This is a genomic window from Streptosporangium sp. NPDC002721 (genome assembly GCF_042888905.1).
Lineage (GTDB): Bacteria > Actinomycetota > Actinomycetes > Streptosporangiales > Streptosporangiaceae > Streptosporangium.
In genome coordinates this window covers 77,106-92,022 of sequence record NZ_JBIAQI010000001.1, presented here as the reverse complement: position 1 = coordinate 92,022, position 14,917 = coordinate 77,106, and the positions used below count along the sequence as shown (strand labels likewise).

Here is a 14,917-nt window from a genome sequence, read left to right as displayed (position 1 = left end):
CGCGACGCCCGCGGTCCCGGACCGCGCCACCCGCGCCGTCCCACGGCCCTCCGGGCCGCCGCACCCGCGACACCCGCGGCCTCTGGACCGTGCCACGCGCGGGGTTCCACGGCTCCCCGGGCCCCGTCACCCGTGACACCCGGCAGGCTTCCCGGACCGCGCCGCACACGCCGCCCCACGGGTTTTCGGACCGCGCCACACGCGCCGCCCACGGCCTTCCGGGCCGCGCCGTACGCGCCACCCACGGCCTTCAGAACCGCGCCGTACGCGCCACACGGGCCGCACGCGCCGCCCCACAGCCCTCCGAGACTCACCACCCGTGATCACCACCCGTGACACCCGGCAAAGCCTCGCCGGACCGCGCCACGCGCGGCGCCCGGCGGATTTTCGGACCTGTCACATACTCCGTCCCGAGGCGGAGGAGACGCGCCGGAGGGCGGCGGCGATGCCCGCGGCCGTCGCGCCGGGGTCGGCGGAGCCGGTGATCGGGCGGCCGATCACGAGAAGGTCGGCCCCGTCGGCCAGCGCCTGCTCGGGGGTCGCTACTCTTGCCTGGTCCTGGCTCGCGGCGCCGGCCGGGCGGACGCCGGGGGTGATGAGGGTGATGCCGGGCCCGACCTCGGCGCGCACCGCGGCGACCTCGCGCGGCGAGCAGACGAGGGCCTGGGCGCCCGCGGCGACGGCGAGCGCCGACAGGCGGCGTACGGCGTCCTCGGCGGGGCCGTTGACGCCCATCTGCTCCAGGTCGGCCTCCGAGAGCGAGGTGAGCAACGTCACCGCCGCGATCTGGGTGTGGGGCATCGCCTCCACGGCCGCCCGGATCATCGCGGGGCCGCCGGTGGCGTGCACGGTCAGGATGGCGGGCTTGAGGCGGGCCACGGCCCTGGCGGCGCCCGCGACGGTGTTGGGGATGTCGTGGAGCTTCAGGTCCAGGAAGACCCGCACCCCGCTCGCCCCCCGGACGGAGGCGATCACGTCGGGGCCGTAGCGGAGATAGAGTTCCAGCCCGACCTTGACGGTCGTGACGTGCGGGGTCACCAGGCTCGCCCAGTGGGCCGCGGTCTCGAGGTCTGGCGCGTCGAGGGCGACGGCGATGGGTGCGGGCGTCACAGGGAACTCTCCTCAAGATCTATCCGGTGCCGGGAGGACGCCCCCGGCGGGCGGTGGGCCAGTCCGACCGCGTCGGCCAGCCGGTGGAACCCCCGGGCCGCCAGGATCTCCTCCAGCTCGCGGAGGATGCGCAGGCAGGCGTAGGGGTCGTGGAACAGCGCCGTCCCCACGGCGACGACGCAGGCGCCGGCGAGGATGAGCTCGAAGGCGTCCCTGCCGGTCAGCACGCCGCCCATGCCGATGATGGGCACGCTGGGCAGGGCCGCGTGGACCTGCCACACGCAGCGTACGGCCAGCGGGCGGATCGCCGGTCCCGACAGGCCGCCGGTGACGGCCGCGAGGGCGGGGCGCATGGCCTCGGTGTCGATGCTCATGCCGAGCGGGTTGTTGATCATCGAGAGCGCGTCGGCGCCGCCGTCCACGCACGCGCGGGCGACGCTCACGATGTCCACGACGTCCGGGGAGAGCTTGGCCACCACGGGCACGTCGTAGCGCATGACCGAGCGCACCGAGGCGATCACCTCGGCGGAGGCCGCGCCGTCGCGGGCGAAGACCCGCCCCCGGTCCTCGATGTTGGGGCAGGACAGGTTGACCTCCACCGCGGTGACCCCGGGCGCGTCGGTGAGCCTGCGGGCCAGCGCGGTGTACTCGGCCACGGTGCCGCCGCCGATGGACACCACGGTCCGCACGCCCCGCTGGGCCAGCCAGGGCAGCTCGCGCTCCAGGAAGGCGTCCACGCCCGGCCCCTGCAGCCCGACGGCGTTGAGCATGCCCGAGGGCGTCTCGGCCATCCTGGGGGTCGGGCGGCCCGCCCTGGGGGCCATCGTGATCGACCGGGTGGTCAGCGCGCCGATCCTGGCCAGGTCGAAGAACTGGGCGAGCTCCGAGCCCGACGCCGCGCACCCGGCGGCCGTGGTGACGGGGTTGACCAGCTCCACGTGCCCCAGGTACGTCCGCATGTCAACCGGCATTCCGCGTTCCCCCACCGGGCGCTCCCAGCGCGTCGAACGGGATCGTCCCGACGTCGTCGAAGCGGACGCGCTCGCCCCTGAAGACCGGTCCTTCGACGCACGAGCGCACCATCCGGGTTACACCGTCGTCTCCGATGACCGGGAGCACGCACGTCATGCACACGCCGATCCCGCACGCCATGCCCTCCTCGACGGCCACCTGGACGGGGATGTCGAACTCGACCGCCACCGCGGTGACGCCGCGCAGCACCGGCATCGGGCCGCAGGCGTAGACGGCGTCGGCCCGCACGTCGGCGATCACCCCGGGCAGCACGTCGGTCACCCGGCCGCGCATGCCCAGGGAGCCGTCCTCGGTGGTCAGCGTGGTGGTCTCCCCCATCCTCCTGGCGCGCAGGGCGCCGAACACCCGGTCGGCGGAGACCGCGCCGAGGACGAAGTCGACGCGGCAGCCGCGCCCCTGGAGGGCGTCGGCCACGGTGAACAGCGTCGCCGAGCCGTGCTCGGCGCCGACCAGGACGCAGGTCACCGGGTCCCTGGGCAGCGGGAACGGGCGGCCGAGCGGGCCCACCAGGTCGAGGGTGTCGCGGGCGCGGCGCTCGGCCAGCCAGGCCGTGCCCGGACCCCGTACGGAGAAGACGAACTCGACCGTGCCACCGTAGTCGGGCTTGACATCGTGGACGAAGAAGGCGCGGCGCGTCAGCATCGACGTCCGCGCCCCGCCGACGGCCACCCCGACGAAGTGGCCGGGCCGGAAGCGCTCGGCGATGCCGGGCGCCACCACGGTCAGCGCATGGTAGGCGTCGACGCGGCGCGTCGTCAGCACCGTGCCGGTCACCTGTACCGGAGTAACAGGCGTCTCCCTCACCTCCGCTAAGGCACCGGCCCCGCTCCTCAGCCGCTCCGCAAACGCTTCGCGTGCTCCTGGAGGGACCGTACGCCGATGTCGCCGCGGACGATCGCCTGGATGCCCTGTACGGCCGCGGCGAGTCCCTGGACGGTGGTGATGCAGGGGATGGCGCGCAGCACGGCGGCGGTGCGGATCTCGTAGCCGTCCAGGCGCGGCCCCGCCTGGCCGGGGCTGCCGAAGGGGGTGTTGACGATGAGGTCCACCTCCCCGTCCAGGATGCGCCGGACGATGGTCTGCTCGCCCTCGGGGCCGGTCCCCTCGCTGTGCTTGCGCACGATCTTGGCATGGACGCCGTTGCGGCGCAGTACTTCGGCGGTGCCCTCGGTGGCGAGGATCTCGAACCCGAGGTCGGCGAGGGCCTTCACCGGGAAGATCATCGCGCGTTTGTCGCGGTTGGCCACCGAGACGAACGCCCGGCCCTTGGTGGGCAGCGAGCCGTAGGCGGCGGCCTGCGACTTGGCGTAGGCGGTGCCGAAGAACTCGTCGATCCCCATGACCTCGCCGGTGGAGCGCATCTCGGGGCTGAGCACGATGTCCACGCCGCGGAAGCGGTTGAACGGCAGCACGGCCTCCTTGACCGCGATGGGGGCGTCCAGCGGCATGGTGCCGCCGTCGCCGGTCGCGGGCAGCAGCCCCTCGGCGCGCAGCTGCGCCACCGTGGCGCCCATCATCACCCGGGCCGCCGCCTTGGCCAGCGGCACCGCCGTGGCCTTGGAGACGAACGGGATCGTACGGCTGGCGCGGGGGTTGGCCTCCAGCACGTACAGGATGTTGGCCGACATGGCGTACTGCACGTTGAGCAGGCCGCGCACGCCCACCCCCCTGGCGATGGCCTCGGTGGCGGCGCGGATGCGCTTGATGTCGTGGCCGCCCAGCGTCATCGGCGGCAGCGAGCACGCCGAGTCGCCGGAGTGGATGCCGGCCTCCTCGATGTGCTCCATCACGCCGCCGAGGTAGAGCTCCTCGCCGTCGAACAGGGCGTCGACGTCGATCTCCACGGCCTCGTCGAGGAACTTGTCCACCAGCACCGGGTGGTCGCTGGCCGCGCCCGCCTTGGCCATGTAGGAGGCCAGGGTGTCGTCGTCGTAGACGATGGCCATCCCCGCGCCGCCCAGCACGTAGGAGGGGCGCACCAGCACCGGGTAGCCGATCTCGGCGGCGATGGCGAGCGCCTCGTCCTCGGTCACCGCGACGCCGTGCTTGGGCGCGGGCAGGCCCGCCTCGGCGAGGACCCTGCCGAACGCGCCGCGCTCCTCGGCCAGGTGGATCGACTCGGGCGAGGTGCCGACGATCGGGACGCCCGCGTCCTTGAGCGACTGGGCCAGGCCGAGCGGGGTCTGGCCGCCGAGCTGGACGATGACGCCCACCACGGGACCGGTCTGCTGCTCGGCGTGGACGACCTCCAGGACGTCCTCCAGGGTGAGCGGCTCGAAGTAGAGGCGGTCGGAGGTGTCGTAGTCGGTGGAGACCGTCTCGGGGTTGCAGTTGACCATGACGGTCTCGTATCCGGCGGCCGACAGCTCGAAGGAGGCGTGCACGCACGCGTAGTCGAACTCGATGCCCTGGCCGATCCTGTTGGGCCCCGAGCCGAGGATGAGGACCTTGGGACGCTCCCCGTACGGGACCTCGGTCTCCTCGTCGTAGGTGGAGTACAGGTAGGGGGTCTGGGCGGCGAACTCGGCGGCGCAGGTGTCGACGGTGTTGTAGACCGGGCGGACGCCGAGCGCGTGGCGCAGGTCGCGCACCCGCGGCTCGGTCATGTCGCGCAGCTCGGCGATCTGCGCGTCGCTGAAGCCGTAGCGCTTGACCCGGGTCAGCACCTCGGCGGTCAGCTGCGGCGCCTCGCGCAGCTCGGCGGCCACCTCGTCGATCGCGATGAGCTGGTCGAGGAACCAGGGGTCGACCGAGGTCGCCTCCGACAGCTCCGCGAGCGTGGCCCCGGCGCGGATGGCCTGCTGCATGGTGAACAGGCGCCCGTCGTGCGGGACCCGGCAGGCGGCCAGGAGCTCGTCCTTGGCGCCGGGCTCCCCGGCCCAGGTGAAGGCGGCGCCCTTCTTCTCCAGCGAGCGCAGCGCCTTCTGCAGGGCCTCGGGGAAGGACCTGCCGATCGCCATCGCCTCGCCCACCGACTTCATGTGGGTGGTGAGGGTCTGGTCGGCCCCGGCGAACTTCTCGAACGCGAACCTCGGCACCTTGACCACGATGTAGTCGAGCGAGGGCTCGAACGACGCCGGGGTCTCCTTGGTGATGTCGTTGGGGATCTCGTCCAGGGTGTAGCCGATGGCCAGCTTGGCGGCGATCTTCGCGATCGGGAAGCCGGTGGCCTTGGACGCGAGCGCCGAGGAGCGCGAGACGCGGGGGTTCATCTCGATGACGACCATGCGGCCGGTGCGCGGGTCGACGGCGAACTGGATGTTGCAGCCGCCGGTGTCGACGCCGACCTCGCGGATGACCGCGATGGCCACGTCGCGCATGTTCTGGTACTCGCGGTCGGTGAGCGTCAGCGCGGGGGCCACGGTGACGCTGTCGCCGGTGTGCACGCCCATCGGGTCGATGTTCTCGATCGAGCAGACGATCACCACGTTGTCGGCCCGGTCGCGCATGACCTCCAGCTCGTACTCCTTCCAGCCGAGGATGGACTCCTCAAGGAGCACCTCGGTGGTCGGCGAGGCGTCGAGGCCGGCCCCGGCGATGCGGCGCAGCTCCTCCTCGTCGTGCGCGAAGCCCGAGCCGACCCCGCCCATGGTGAAGGAGGGCCGCACCACCAGCGGGTAGCCCAGCTCGCCGGCGGCGGCCACGCACTCGTCCATGGTGTGGCAGACGAACGAGCGGGCCGACTCGGCGTTGAGACCGCGCTCTTCGGCGACCTTGGCCACGATGCCCTTGAACAGCTCGCGGTTCTCGCCCGCCTGGATGGCGTCGACGTCGGCGCCGATCAGCTCGACGTCGTAGCGCTCCAGGATCCCGGCCTCGTACAGGGAGATCGCGGTGTTGAGCGCGGTCTGCCCGCCCAGGGTGGGCAGCAGCGCGTCGGGCCGCTCCTTGGCGATGATCTTCTCGACGATGTCGGGGGTGATGGGCTCGACGTAGGTGGCGTCGGCGAACTCGGGATCGGTCATGATCGTCGCCGGGTTGCTGTTGACGAGGATCACGCGGAAGCCCTCGGCGCGCAGCACGCGGCAGGCCTGGGTGCCCGAGTAGTCGAACTCGCAGGCCTGGCCGATCACGATCGGCCCTGAGCCGATCACCATGATCGACTGGATGTCCGTGCGCTTAGGCACCCTTGCTTCCTTCCGTGCTCATGGTCGCGCTCGGCTCCTCGCCGGCTGCGCGGACGACTCGTCCCTCGTCGGCCACTCCGCCCGCTCGTCCCCTCGACCGCTCCGTACTCATGGTCGCGCTCGGCTCCTCGCCGGCTGCGCGGACGACTCGTCCCTCGTCGGCCACTCCGCCCGCTCGTCCCCTCGACCGCTCCGTACTCGTACTCACGCTCGCGCTGGTGTTAGCGCTCACCCCACCGACCGTTCCCCGCTCGCCCGCCATCAACGCGCAGAAGTCGTCGAACAGGCCGGCCGAGTCGTGCGGGCCCGCCGCGGCCTCGGGGTGGTACTGGACGCTGAACGCCGGGCGCTCCAGCAGCCGCAGCCCCTCGACGCAGTCGTCGTTGAGGTTGACGTGGCTCACCTCCGCCGGCCCGTACGGCGTGTCGAACGCGCCCTCCAGCGGCGCCCGTACCGCGAAGCCGTGGTTGTGCGCGGAGATCTCCACCTTGCCGGTGCCCCGGTGCTGCACCGGCTGGTTGACGCCCCGGTGGCCGTAGCGCAGCTTGTAGGTGCCCAGCCCCAGCGCCCGGCCGAAGAGCTGGTTGCCGAAGCAGATGCCGAAGAACGGCACGCCCGCGTCGAGGACGCCGCGAAGCGCCTCGACCGGGCCGTCGGCGGTGGCCGGGTCGCCCGGCCCGTTGGAGAAGAACACCCCGTCGGGGCCGAGCGCGAGGATCTCCTCGGCGGTGACGGAGGCGGGCAGCACGTGCACCTCGCAGCCGCGCTCGGCCATCCGGTGCGGCGTCATCGCCTTGATGCCGAGGTCGACGGCGGCCACGGTGAACCGCTTGGGACCGATCGCGGGCACGACGTACGGCTCGGGGGTGGAGACCGCCCCGGCCAGGTCGGCGCCCTCCATCGCGGGGCTGTCCAGCACCCGCTCCAGCAGCTCCTCGACCGGCGCCAGGGCCTTGCCGGAGAACACCCCGGCCCGCATCGCCCCGCGCTCCCGCAGGTGGCGGGTGAGGGCGCGGGTGCCGGTGATGGCGATGCCGACGACGCCCTGCTCCCTGAGGTAGTCGTCCAGGGAACGGTTGGATCGCCAGCTGGAGGCCGTCCTGGCGGGCTCGCGGACCACGTATCCGGCCACCCACACCCGCGACGACTCCGGGTCCTCGTCGTTGACCCCGGTGTTCCCGATGTGGGGCGCGGTCATCGCGACGATCTGGCGGTGGTACGACGGGTCGGTCAGCGTCTCCTGGTAGCCGGTCATCCCGGTGTTGAAGACCATCTCGCCGAAGGTCTCGCCCTCGGCGCCGTAGGGGGTCCCGCGGAAGACGCGGCCGTCTTCCAGCACTAGCACTGCGGTCACTCACACACCCCGATCATCTCGGTTACAGCTCCGCAAAGTATGAAATATCCGGCATATTGGGTCGCCGTTCCCCCGGCGAGCGGGACGCCTCCGCGTCCCATGGAAGTCCCGGGAATCCCGGGGGCCCCGAGAGGCCCGGAGGCCGCGAGGGTCGCGGCGGTCGCCCGGGGGCGGCGGACGGGAGCGCTCACGTGAGCTTTCCGTCCAGGACGGTCGGCCTGCCGCGCAGGAAGGTCGCCACGACGCGGCCGGGCAGCGTCAGGCCCTCGTAGGGCGTGTTCCGGCTCTTGGAAGCGTAGCCCGCCGGGTCGACCGCGGCACGCACCGAGGGGTCGTAGAGGGTGATGTTGGCCGGGGCCCCTGCCTCGATCGGCCGCCCGTGCCCCTGGAGCCTGCCGATCCTGGCCGGGGCCACGGACATGCGCTCGGCGACACCGGCCCAGTCGAGCAGCCCCGTGTCGACCATCGCCTCCTGGACCACGGCCAGCGCCGTCTCCAGGCCGATCATGCCCATCGCCGCGGCGGCCCACTCGGTCTCCTTGTCCTCGACCGGGTGCGGGGCGTGGTCGGTGGCCACGCAGTCGATCGTGCCGTCGGCCAGGGCCTCGCGCAGCGCCTCGACGTCCGCGCGGGTGCGCAGCGGCGGGTTCACCTTGTAGATCGGGTTGTAGGAGCCGACCGGGGAGTCCTCGACCAGGTCGTCGGTGAGCAGCAGGTGGTGCGGGGTCACCTCGGCGGTGACGTCCCAGCCCTTGGACTTGGCCCAGCGGATGATCTCCACGGAACCGGCCGTGGAGACGTGGCAGATGTGCAGGCGCGAGCCGACGTGGGCGGCGAGCAGGCAGTCGCGGGCGATGATCGCCTCCTCGGCGACCGCGGGCCACCCGGTCAGGCCCAGCCTGCCGGAGACCGCGCCCTCGTTCATCTGCGCCCCCGCGGTCAGGCGCGGCTCCTGGGCGTGCTGGGCGACGACGCCGTCGAACGCCTTGACGTACTCCAGGGCGCGGCGCATCAGCACCGCGTCGGAGACGCACCTGCCGTCGTCGGAGAAGACCCGGACCCGCGCGGCGGAGTCGGCCATCGCGCCGAGCTCGGCCAGGCGCTCGCCGCCCAGGCCGACGGTGACGGCGCCGACGGGCTGCACGTCGCAGTGGCCCGCCTCCTGACCCAGGCGCCAGACCTGCTCGACGACGCCCGCGGTGTCGGCGACCGGCTCGGTGTTGGCCATGGCGTGCACGGCGGTGTAGCCACCGAGCGCGGCGGCGCGGGTGCCGGTGTCGACGGTCTCGGCGTCCTCGCGGCCCGGCTCGCGCAGGTGGGTGTGCAGGTCGACCAGGCCGGGCAGGGCGATCAGCCCCTCGGCCTCGACGGTCTCGCCGCCGGTCAGCCCCCGGCCGATCTCCACCAGCAGGCCGTCGCGGATCAGGATGTCGGCCGGCTCGCCGCCGAGGATCCTGGCGCCCCTGATGACGATGCCGTCACGCGTGGCCCCGATGCGGTCGTTCATCAGATCTCTCCCCCGAGGTCGGCGCCGCCGAGCAGCAGATAAAGGACGGCCATGCGTGCGGTCACGCCGTTGGCGACCTGCTCGACGATCGTCGAGCGCGGCGAGTCGGCCACCTCGGCCGCGATCTCCATGCCCCGGTTCATCGGGCCGGGGTGCATCACGATGGCGTGGTCGGGCATCTTGGCGACGCGGTCGCGGTCGAGCCCGTAGCGGCGGCTGTACTCCCGCTCGGTGGGGAAGAACGCCGCGTTCATGCGCTCGCGCTGCACGCGCAGCATCATCACCACGTCGGACTTGGGCAGCACCGCGTCGAGGTCGTACGAGACCTCGCACGGCCAGGAGCCGACCTGGACCGGGAACAGGGTCGGCGGGGCGACCAGGGTCACCTCGGCGCCGAGCGTGGCCAGCAGCAGCACGTTGGAGCGGGCCACCCGGCTGTGCAGCACGTCGCCGACGATGGTGATCTTCCTGCCGTCCAGCGAGCCCAGGCGGCGGCGCATGGTGAAGGCGTCGAGCAGGGCCTGGGTGGGGTGCTCGTGGGTGCCGTCGCCGGCGTTGACGACGCTGCCGCGTACCCACCCGGCCAGCCGGTACGGCGCGCCCGAGGCGCCGTGGCGGATGACGACGGCGTCGGCGCCCATCGCCTCCAGGGTGAGCGCGGTGTCCTTGAGCGACTCGCCCTTGGAGACGCTGGAGCCCTTGGCGGAGAAGTTGATGACGTCGGCCGACAGGCGCTTGGCGGCGGCCTCGAAGGAGATCCTGGTCCGGGTGGAGTCCTCGAAGAAGAGGTTCACCACCGTGCGGCCCCGCAGGGTGGGCAGCTTCTTGATGGAACGTTCCGAGATCTTCGCCAGCTCGTCGGCGGTGTCCAGGATGAGCAGGGCGTCGTCGCGGGTCAGGTCGGCCGCGGAGATGAGGTGCCGCTTCATCGGTCGTCCTCCTTCAGCAGCAGGACCGCGTCACGGCCGTCGTTCTCCTCCAGATAGACCTTGACGCTCTCGGACTTGGAGGTCGGCAGGTTCTTGCCCACGTAGTCGGGGCGGATGGGCAGCTCGCGGTGCCCCCGGTCGACCAGGGTGGCGAGCTGCACGGCCTGCGGGCGGCCCAGGTCGTTGAGGGCGTCGAGGGCGGCGCGTACGGTGCGGCCCGAGTAGAGGACGTCGTCGACGAGGACGACCACCCTGCCGTCGATGCCCTCGGCGGGCAGCTCGGTGCGGCCCAGCGCGCGGGCGGGGCGCAGCCGGAGGTCGTCGCGGTACATGGTGACGTCGAGGGAGCCGACGGGCACCGTGCGGCCCTCGAACTGCCTGATGTGGGCGGCCAGGCGGCGGGCCAGGTGGACGCCGCGGGTGGGGATGCCCAGGAGGAGGACGTTCTCGCCGCCCTTGGTACGTTCGAGGATCTCGTGGGAGATGCGGATGAGGGCCCGGTTGATGTCGGGCCCCTCTAGAACGGCGTGCGCGTTGCCCGGCGCATGCGGGAGCGAACGCGAAATGGCCTCGGCCAAGGAGAAACACCGCCTTTCCCGCCTCACGGGACGGGTCTTAAAGGAAGTCAACGCCTTCACGGTACCAGCCGGGTGACAACTCGCCCGAAGAGGGGGTCCGCCACGCGAACACCGAAGATCCGCCCGGCGATCTTCTCAAAAGTGGATAAATATCATGATCTTCGCTGACTTCCCCTTGGTTCTCCGGGTATGCGCTTTACATCCGCACCGACCCGCACCGATCCGCACTGAGCACCGAGCACCGAGCACCGAGGAAGGCACGACGATCATGCCCCGGGCGTGGGCGGCCCGGCGGCCTCCCGGCGAGCCCGCCACCGGCCGTACCGTCACCGGACACACCCCTCACCAGACGCACCCGCCGCCGACCCCGCCCTACCGCCGGCCCCCATCGATCATCACCAGCCGTGCCCGTCACCAGCCGAAGGAAGAGAAATGGCCTTTCACGTCGACTCCGAGGTCGGCCGGCTCCACCAGGTCCTGCTGCACAGGCCGGAACTCGCCCTCAAACGGCTCACGCCGTCGAACAAGGACGACTTCCTCTTCGACGACGTGCTGTGGGTGCAGCGTGCCGTGGAGGAGCACGAGGAGTGGCAGAAGCTCCTGGTCGACCAGGGCGTCACCGTCTACATGCTCTCCGACCTGCTCCGCGAGACGGTGGAGATCCCCGAGGCGCGCAAGCACATCCTGGACGGCGTCGCCGACGAGCGCTACTTCGGCCCGATGGCCGTCGACGCCGTCCGCAACGCGCTGGACTCGATGGACTCCGTCGTGCTCCAGCGCTATCTCACCGGCGGCATCACCAAGCGCGAGATGGTGGAGATGGGCACCGACCCCAAGAGCCTCGCCTTCCACACGCTCAAGCCGGACGACTTCGTCCTGCCCCCGCTGCCCAACCACCTGTTCACCCGCGACACCTCCTGCTGGATCTACGACGGCGTCTCGATCAACGCGATGCGGAAGAAGGCCCGCCGCCGCGAGACCGTCAACATGGAGGCGATCTACCGCTACCACCCGGCCTTCGCGCCCGGCTACGACCGGCCCGGCGAGGGCGGCTACAACGTCTGGATGCCCGGCATCCCCGCGGCGCCCGCCACCATCGAGGGCGGCGACGTGCTCGTCATCGGCCGGGGCGCGGTGCTGGTCGGGATCAGCGAGCGCACCCAGCCCCAGGCGGTCGAGATGCTCGCGCGCAGCCTGTTCAAGCGAGGGGCGGCGACGAAGATCGTCGCGCTGGACATGCCGAAGGCGCGGGCCTTCATGCACCTGGACACGGTCATGACCAACGTGGACGTCGGCGTCTTCACCAAGTTCGCGGGCCTGGGCATGCTGCCCTCCTACATGGTCGAGCCCGGCGACAACGAGAAGGAACTCAAGATCACCGACCATCCCCCGGAGGACATGCACCGGGCCATCGCGCGGGCGATCGGGCTGGACGACATCAAGGTCCTCAGCGCGAAGCAGGACGTGTACGCCTCCGAGCGGGAGCAGTGGGACGACGGCTGCAACGTGCTGGCCCTGCGTCCCGGCGTGGTGGTGGCCTACGAGCGCAACACCACCACCAACAACCACCTGCGCGAGAACGGGATCGAGGTCATCACGATCCGGGGCAGCGAGCTCGGCCGCGGCCGGGGCGGCCCGCGCTGCATGAGCTGCCCCCTCGAACGCGACGGCATCTGACGTCCCTCACGACGACCGCCCTTCACAACGGCCGCCCCTCGCAACGGCCGCCTCTCACGACGGTCGGCCCTCGCGACGACCGGCCCTCGGGACCCGGACGGCGGCCGGGGCGGCACGGGGGCCCGGACCGGCACGCGGGCACGCCTCCGCCCGTACGGGACCGTCGCACCGAGTGTTCCCCGCCGCCGCGTCGCCGCCGTGCCGTTCAAGATCATACGCCCGTCGCCACGCCCGGGGACGACGTCCCCCGGGATCCCGGAGAAGCGGCGGGAATCTTGCCGAAGTGCCGTAAAAACCGGAGGTTTCGCGATGCGGGGTAGGACAAGTGCGGCGTTTGAGGCGGATCCCACCGGACCGGATTCGGCATCTTTTTTCCAATCAGCTTGACCTTAGGCGCCCACAGCTTTACCGTCACTGTCCGTAACCACACCTCGTGGCGTTATCGGGTGAACCCCGACGCATCGGTCACCGAAGGTGCCTACCCCGGGCGCCAACCCGGTGAACGGGGCATAAGTTGCGAGGTAGCACAATCAAGTTGAGAGCACTACATAACAGAGCCGGGGGGCCACACCATGCCGTCTGAGTACGCCAAGTCGCTGGGTGCACGACTCCGCGCCATTCGCACCCAGCAGGGCCTGTCCCTGCACGGAGTCGAAGAGAAGTCCCGTGGGCGCTGGAAGGCGGTCGTCGTCGGCTCCTACGAGCGTGGCGACCGTGCTGTCACCGTGCAGAAGCTTGCCGAACTGGCTGATTTCTACGGAGTGCCGGTCTCGGAGTTGTTGCCGGGAGGGGCCGCTCCGAGCCCCCTGGGCCCGACACCGAAGCTTGTGATCGACCTTGAGCGTCTCGCCCAGCTCCCCAAGGAGAAGGCGGGCGCGCTCGCCCGTTACGCGGCCACCATCCAGAGCCAGCGTGGCGACTACAACGGCAAGGTGCTGTCCATCCGCCAGGAGGACCTGCGCTCCCTCGCCGTGATCTACGACAAGTCCCCCAGCGAGCTCACCGAGGAGCTCATCAGCTGGGGCGTCCTGGACCCGGAGGCTCGCCGAGCCGTCGAGTCCTTCTGACGACCCCTGACCGGTCGTGGGTGCGCCGGAACCGGCGTGCCCACCCCGCAGAGATTCCCGGCTCTCAGCAGAACGTGCTCTTCGTCCCGCCCCTGGCCACCGCCATTGTGGTAGGAAAAGGCAAACACGCGTTTAGCGAGATGTGGTGGTCATGGCTTCGAGAGATGATCGGCTCGATCACTCTCGATCAAGCCGGAAGAACCGCCTCGGCGCCGTCATGGCGTCCCTGGGGTCGACCAAGACGCGCGCCTTCCTGCGGTTGCTGACCTCGATCGGCACCACCAAGACCCAGGACACCCTGAAACTCCTGCCGTTCGTCGTCATGGCCGTGGTGGCCCTGATCGACTTCGGCTCGGGCCCCACGTCCGGCCTCCTGCCGCTGCTCGCCCTCGGCCCGGCCTTCGCCAGCGTGGCGTGCGGCCTGGCCCGCACCACGGTGGTCGGCGTCGTCGCCCTGGTGCTGTGCTTCGCCCTCGGCGTCTACAACGACATCCTCTGGATGCCCCGCACCGACATCACCCTCCTCGCCATCCTCGGCGTCACCGTGGCCAGCGTGCTGGCCAGCGCCGGGCGGCTGCGCCACGAGCACCAGCTCGCCGACGTGCGCTCGGTGGCCGAGGCCGCCCAGCGGGTGCTGCTGCGCCCGGTGCCCCGCCGCGCGGGACCGGGCATCGGCGTGGCCGTCTCGTACACCTCCGCCACGGCCGAGGCCAGGATCGGCGGCGACCTGTACGAGGTCGTCACCACTCCGCACGGGGTGCGGATCATCGTGGGAGACGTCCAGGGCAAGGGCCTGGAGGCCGTGGAGACGGCCGCGGTGGTGCTCGGGGCCTTCCGGGAGGCGGCCCACGACGAGAGAACGCTCCAGGGCGTCGTGGCGCGCCTGGAGAACGCCCTGACCCGCGAGCTGTCCGGCGAGCAGTTCGTGACCGCCGTGCTGGCCGAGATCAGCGGCGGTTCCACCATCACCGTCATCAACTGCGGCCACCCGGCGCCCATGGTGCTCGACGCCGAGGGCGGGATCTGGTTCGCCGACCCGCCGGACGAGGCGCTCCCGCTGGGCATGAGCGCCCTCAAGGCCAATGAGCCGCAGCCGCACCACATCCCGTTCGAGCCGGGCGACCAGGTCCTCTTCTACACCGACGGGGTCATCGAGGCGCGCGACGGGGAGGGCGAGTTCTACCCGCTGCTGGAGCGGGCGCACCTGCTGGACGGCGACGACCCCCAGGGCTCCCTGGACGCCCTGCGCGCCGACCTGCTCGGCCACGTGGGCAGGCCGCTGGGCGACGACGCCGCCATGCTCCTGCTGCGCCACCGCGCCGCCCGCCAGAACTCCACGGCGGCGTGAGAGCGGCCGGCACGGGAACGGGCGACATGGAGACGACCCGCCCGAGGACGAGCGGCGTACGAACGGGCGCCTTGAAGACGGGTCGCTTGACGAGCGACGTACGAACGGGCACCTTGCGGACGGGCCGCTTGAGGACGGGTGGCCCGGGGGCGGGCGACGCGAAAAACGTCCCCGTACGTCCCGCGCCT

Annotated in this window: 10 protein-coding genes and 1 pseudogene; 3 read left to right on the top strand and 8 right to left on the bottom strand. The window is 71.6% G+C overall.

Annotation, left to right across the window (positions count from 1 at the left end; all coding sequences use genetic code 11):
* Nucleotides 1-396: 396 nt before the first annotated feature.
* From pyrF to pyrR, 8 genes and pseudogenes are all read right to left on the bottom strand, one after another.
* On the bottom strand, nucleotides 397-1,110 hold the full coding sequence (gene pyrF, locus ACFYWM_RS00405; protein WP_389906826.1) for an orotidine-5'-phosphate decarboxylase: 714 nt from the start codon (nucleotides 1,108-1,110) through the stop codon (nucleotides 397-399).
* Nucleotides 1,107-2,081, bottom strand: a complete 975-nt coding sequence (locus ACFYWM_RS00400) for a dihydroorotate dehydrogenase (protein ID WP_389906824.1) — start codon at nucleotides 2,079-2,081, stop codon at nucleotides 1,107-1,109. Before ACFYWM_RS00400 ends, pyrF begins: the two co-directional genes overlap by 4 nt.
* On the bottom strand, nucleotides 2,071-2,916 hold the full coding sequence (locus tag ACFYWM_RS00395) for a dihydroorotate dehydrogenase electron transfer subunit (RefSeq protein ID WP_362845387.1): 846 nt from the start codon (nucleotides 2,914-2,916) through the stop codon (nucleotides 2,071-2,073). The genes ACFYWM_RS00400 and ACFYWM_RS00395 overlap by 11 nt, the downstream gene beginning before the upstream one ends.
* Before the next feature lie 56 nt (nucleotides 2,917-2,972).
* Nucleotides 2,973-6,269, bottom strand: coding sequence for a carbamoyl-phosphate synthase large subunit (gene carB / locus ACFYWM_RS00390; protein ID WP_389906822.1), 3,297 nt, complete (start codon nucleotides 6,267-6,269; stop codon nucleotides 2,973-2,975).
* Between the two features lie 250 nt (nucleotides 6,270-6,519).
* A pseudogene (gene carA / locus ACFYWM_RS00385) lies at nucleotides 6,520-7,623 on the bottom strand (glutamine-hydrolyzing carbamoyl-phosphate synthase small subunit); the annotation flags it as partial.
* Between the two features lie 187 nt (nucleotides 7,624-7,810).
* On the bottom strand, nucleotides 7,811-9,130 hold the full coding sequence (locus ACFYWM_RS00380; protein WP_389906820.1) for a dihydroorotase: 1,320 nt from the start codon (nucleotides 9,128-9,130) through the stop codon (nucleotides 7,811-7,813).
* Complete coding sequence (locus tag ACFYWM_RS00375; RefSeq protein ID WP_389906818.1) at nucleotides 9,130-10,059, bottom strand: aspartate carbamoyltransferase catalytic subunit; 930 nt, start codon at nucleotides 10,057-10,059, stop codon at nucleotides 9,130-9,132. Before ACFYWM_RS00375 ends, ACFYWM_RS00380 begins: the two co-directional genes overlap by 1 nt.
* Nucleotides 10,056-10,637, bottom strand: a complete 582-nt coding sequence (pyrR, locus tag ACFYWM_RS00370; RefSeq protein ID WP_389906816.1) for a bifunctional pyr operon transcriptional regulator/uracil phosphoribosyltransferase PyrR — start codon at nucleotides 10,635-10,637, stop codon at nucleotides 10,056-10,058. The genes ACFYWM_RS00375 and pyrR overlap by 4 nt, the downstream gene beginning before the upstream one ends.
* Before the next feature lie 432 nt (nucleotides 10,638-11,069).
* On the opposite strand from pyrR, the gene ACFYWM_RS00365 reads away from it, so the two are divergent.
* From ACFYWM_RS00365 to ACFYWM_RS00355, 3 genes are all read left to right on the top strand, one after another.
* A complete protein-coding gene (locus tag ACFYWM_RS00365) occupies nucleotides 11,070-12,314 on the top strand; it encodes an arginine deiminase (protein ID WP_389906814.1) in 1,245 nt (414 codons plus the stop codon).
* Nucleotides 12,315-12,886: 572 nt separating this feature from the next.
* On the top strand, nucleotides 12,887-13,381 hold the full coding sequence (locus tag ACFYWM_RS00360; protein ID WP_329424589.1) for a transcriptional regulator: 495 nt from the start codon (nucleotides 12,887-12,889) through the stop codon (nucleotides 13,379-13,381).
* A 217-nt stretch (nucleotides 13,382-13,598) separates the two neighbouring features.
* Nucleotides 13,599-14,729 carry a PP2C family protein-serine/threonine phosphatase gene (locus tag ACFYWM_RS00355; RefSeq protein WP_389906811.1) on the top strand — a complete coding sequence of 377 codons (1,131 nt, stop codon included), beginning with the start codon at nucleotides 13,599-13,601 and terminating at the stop codon, nucleotides 14,727-14,729.
* Nucleotides 14,730-14,917 lie beyond the last annotated feature (188 nt).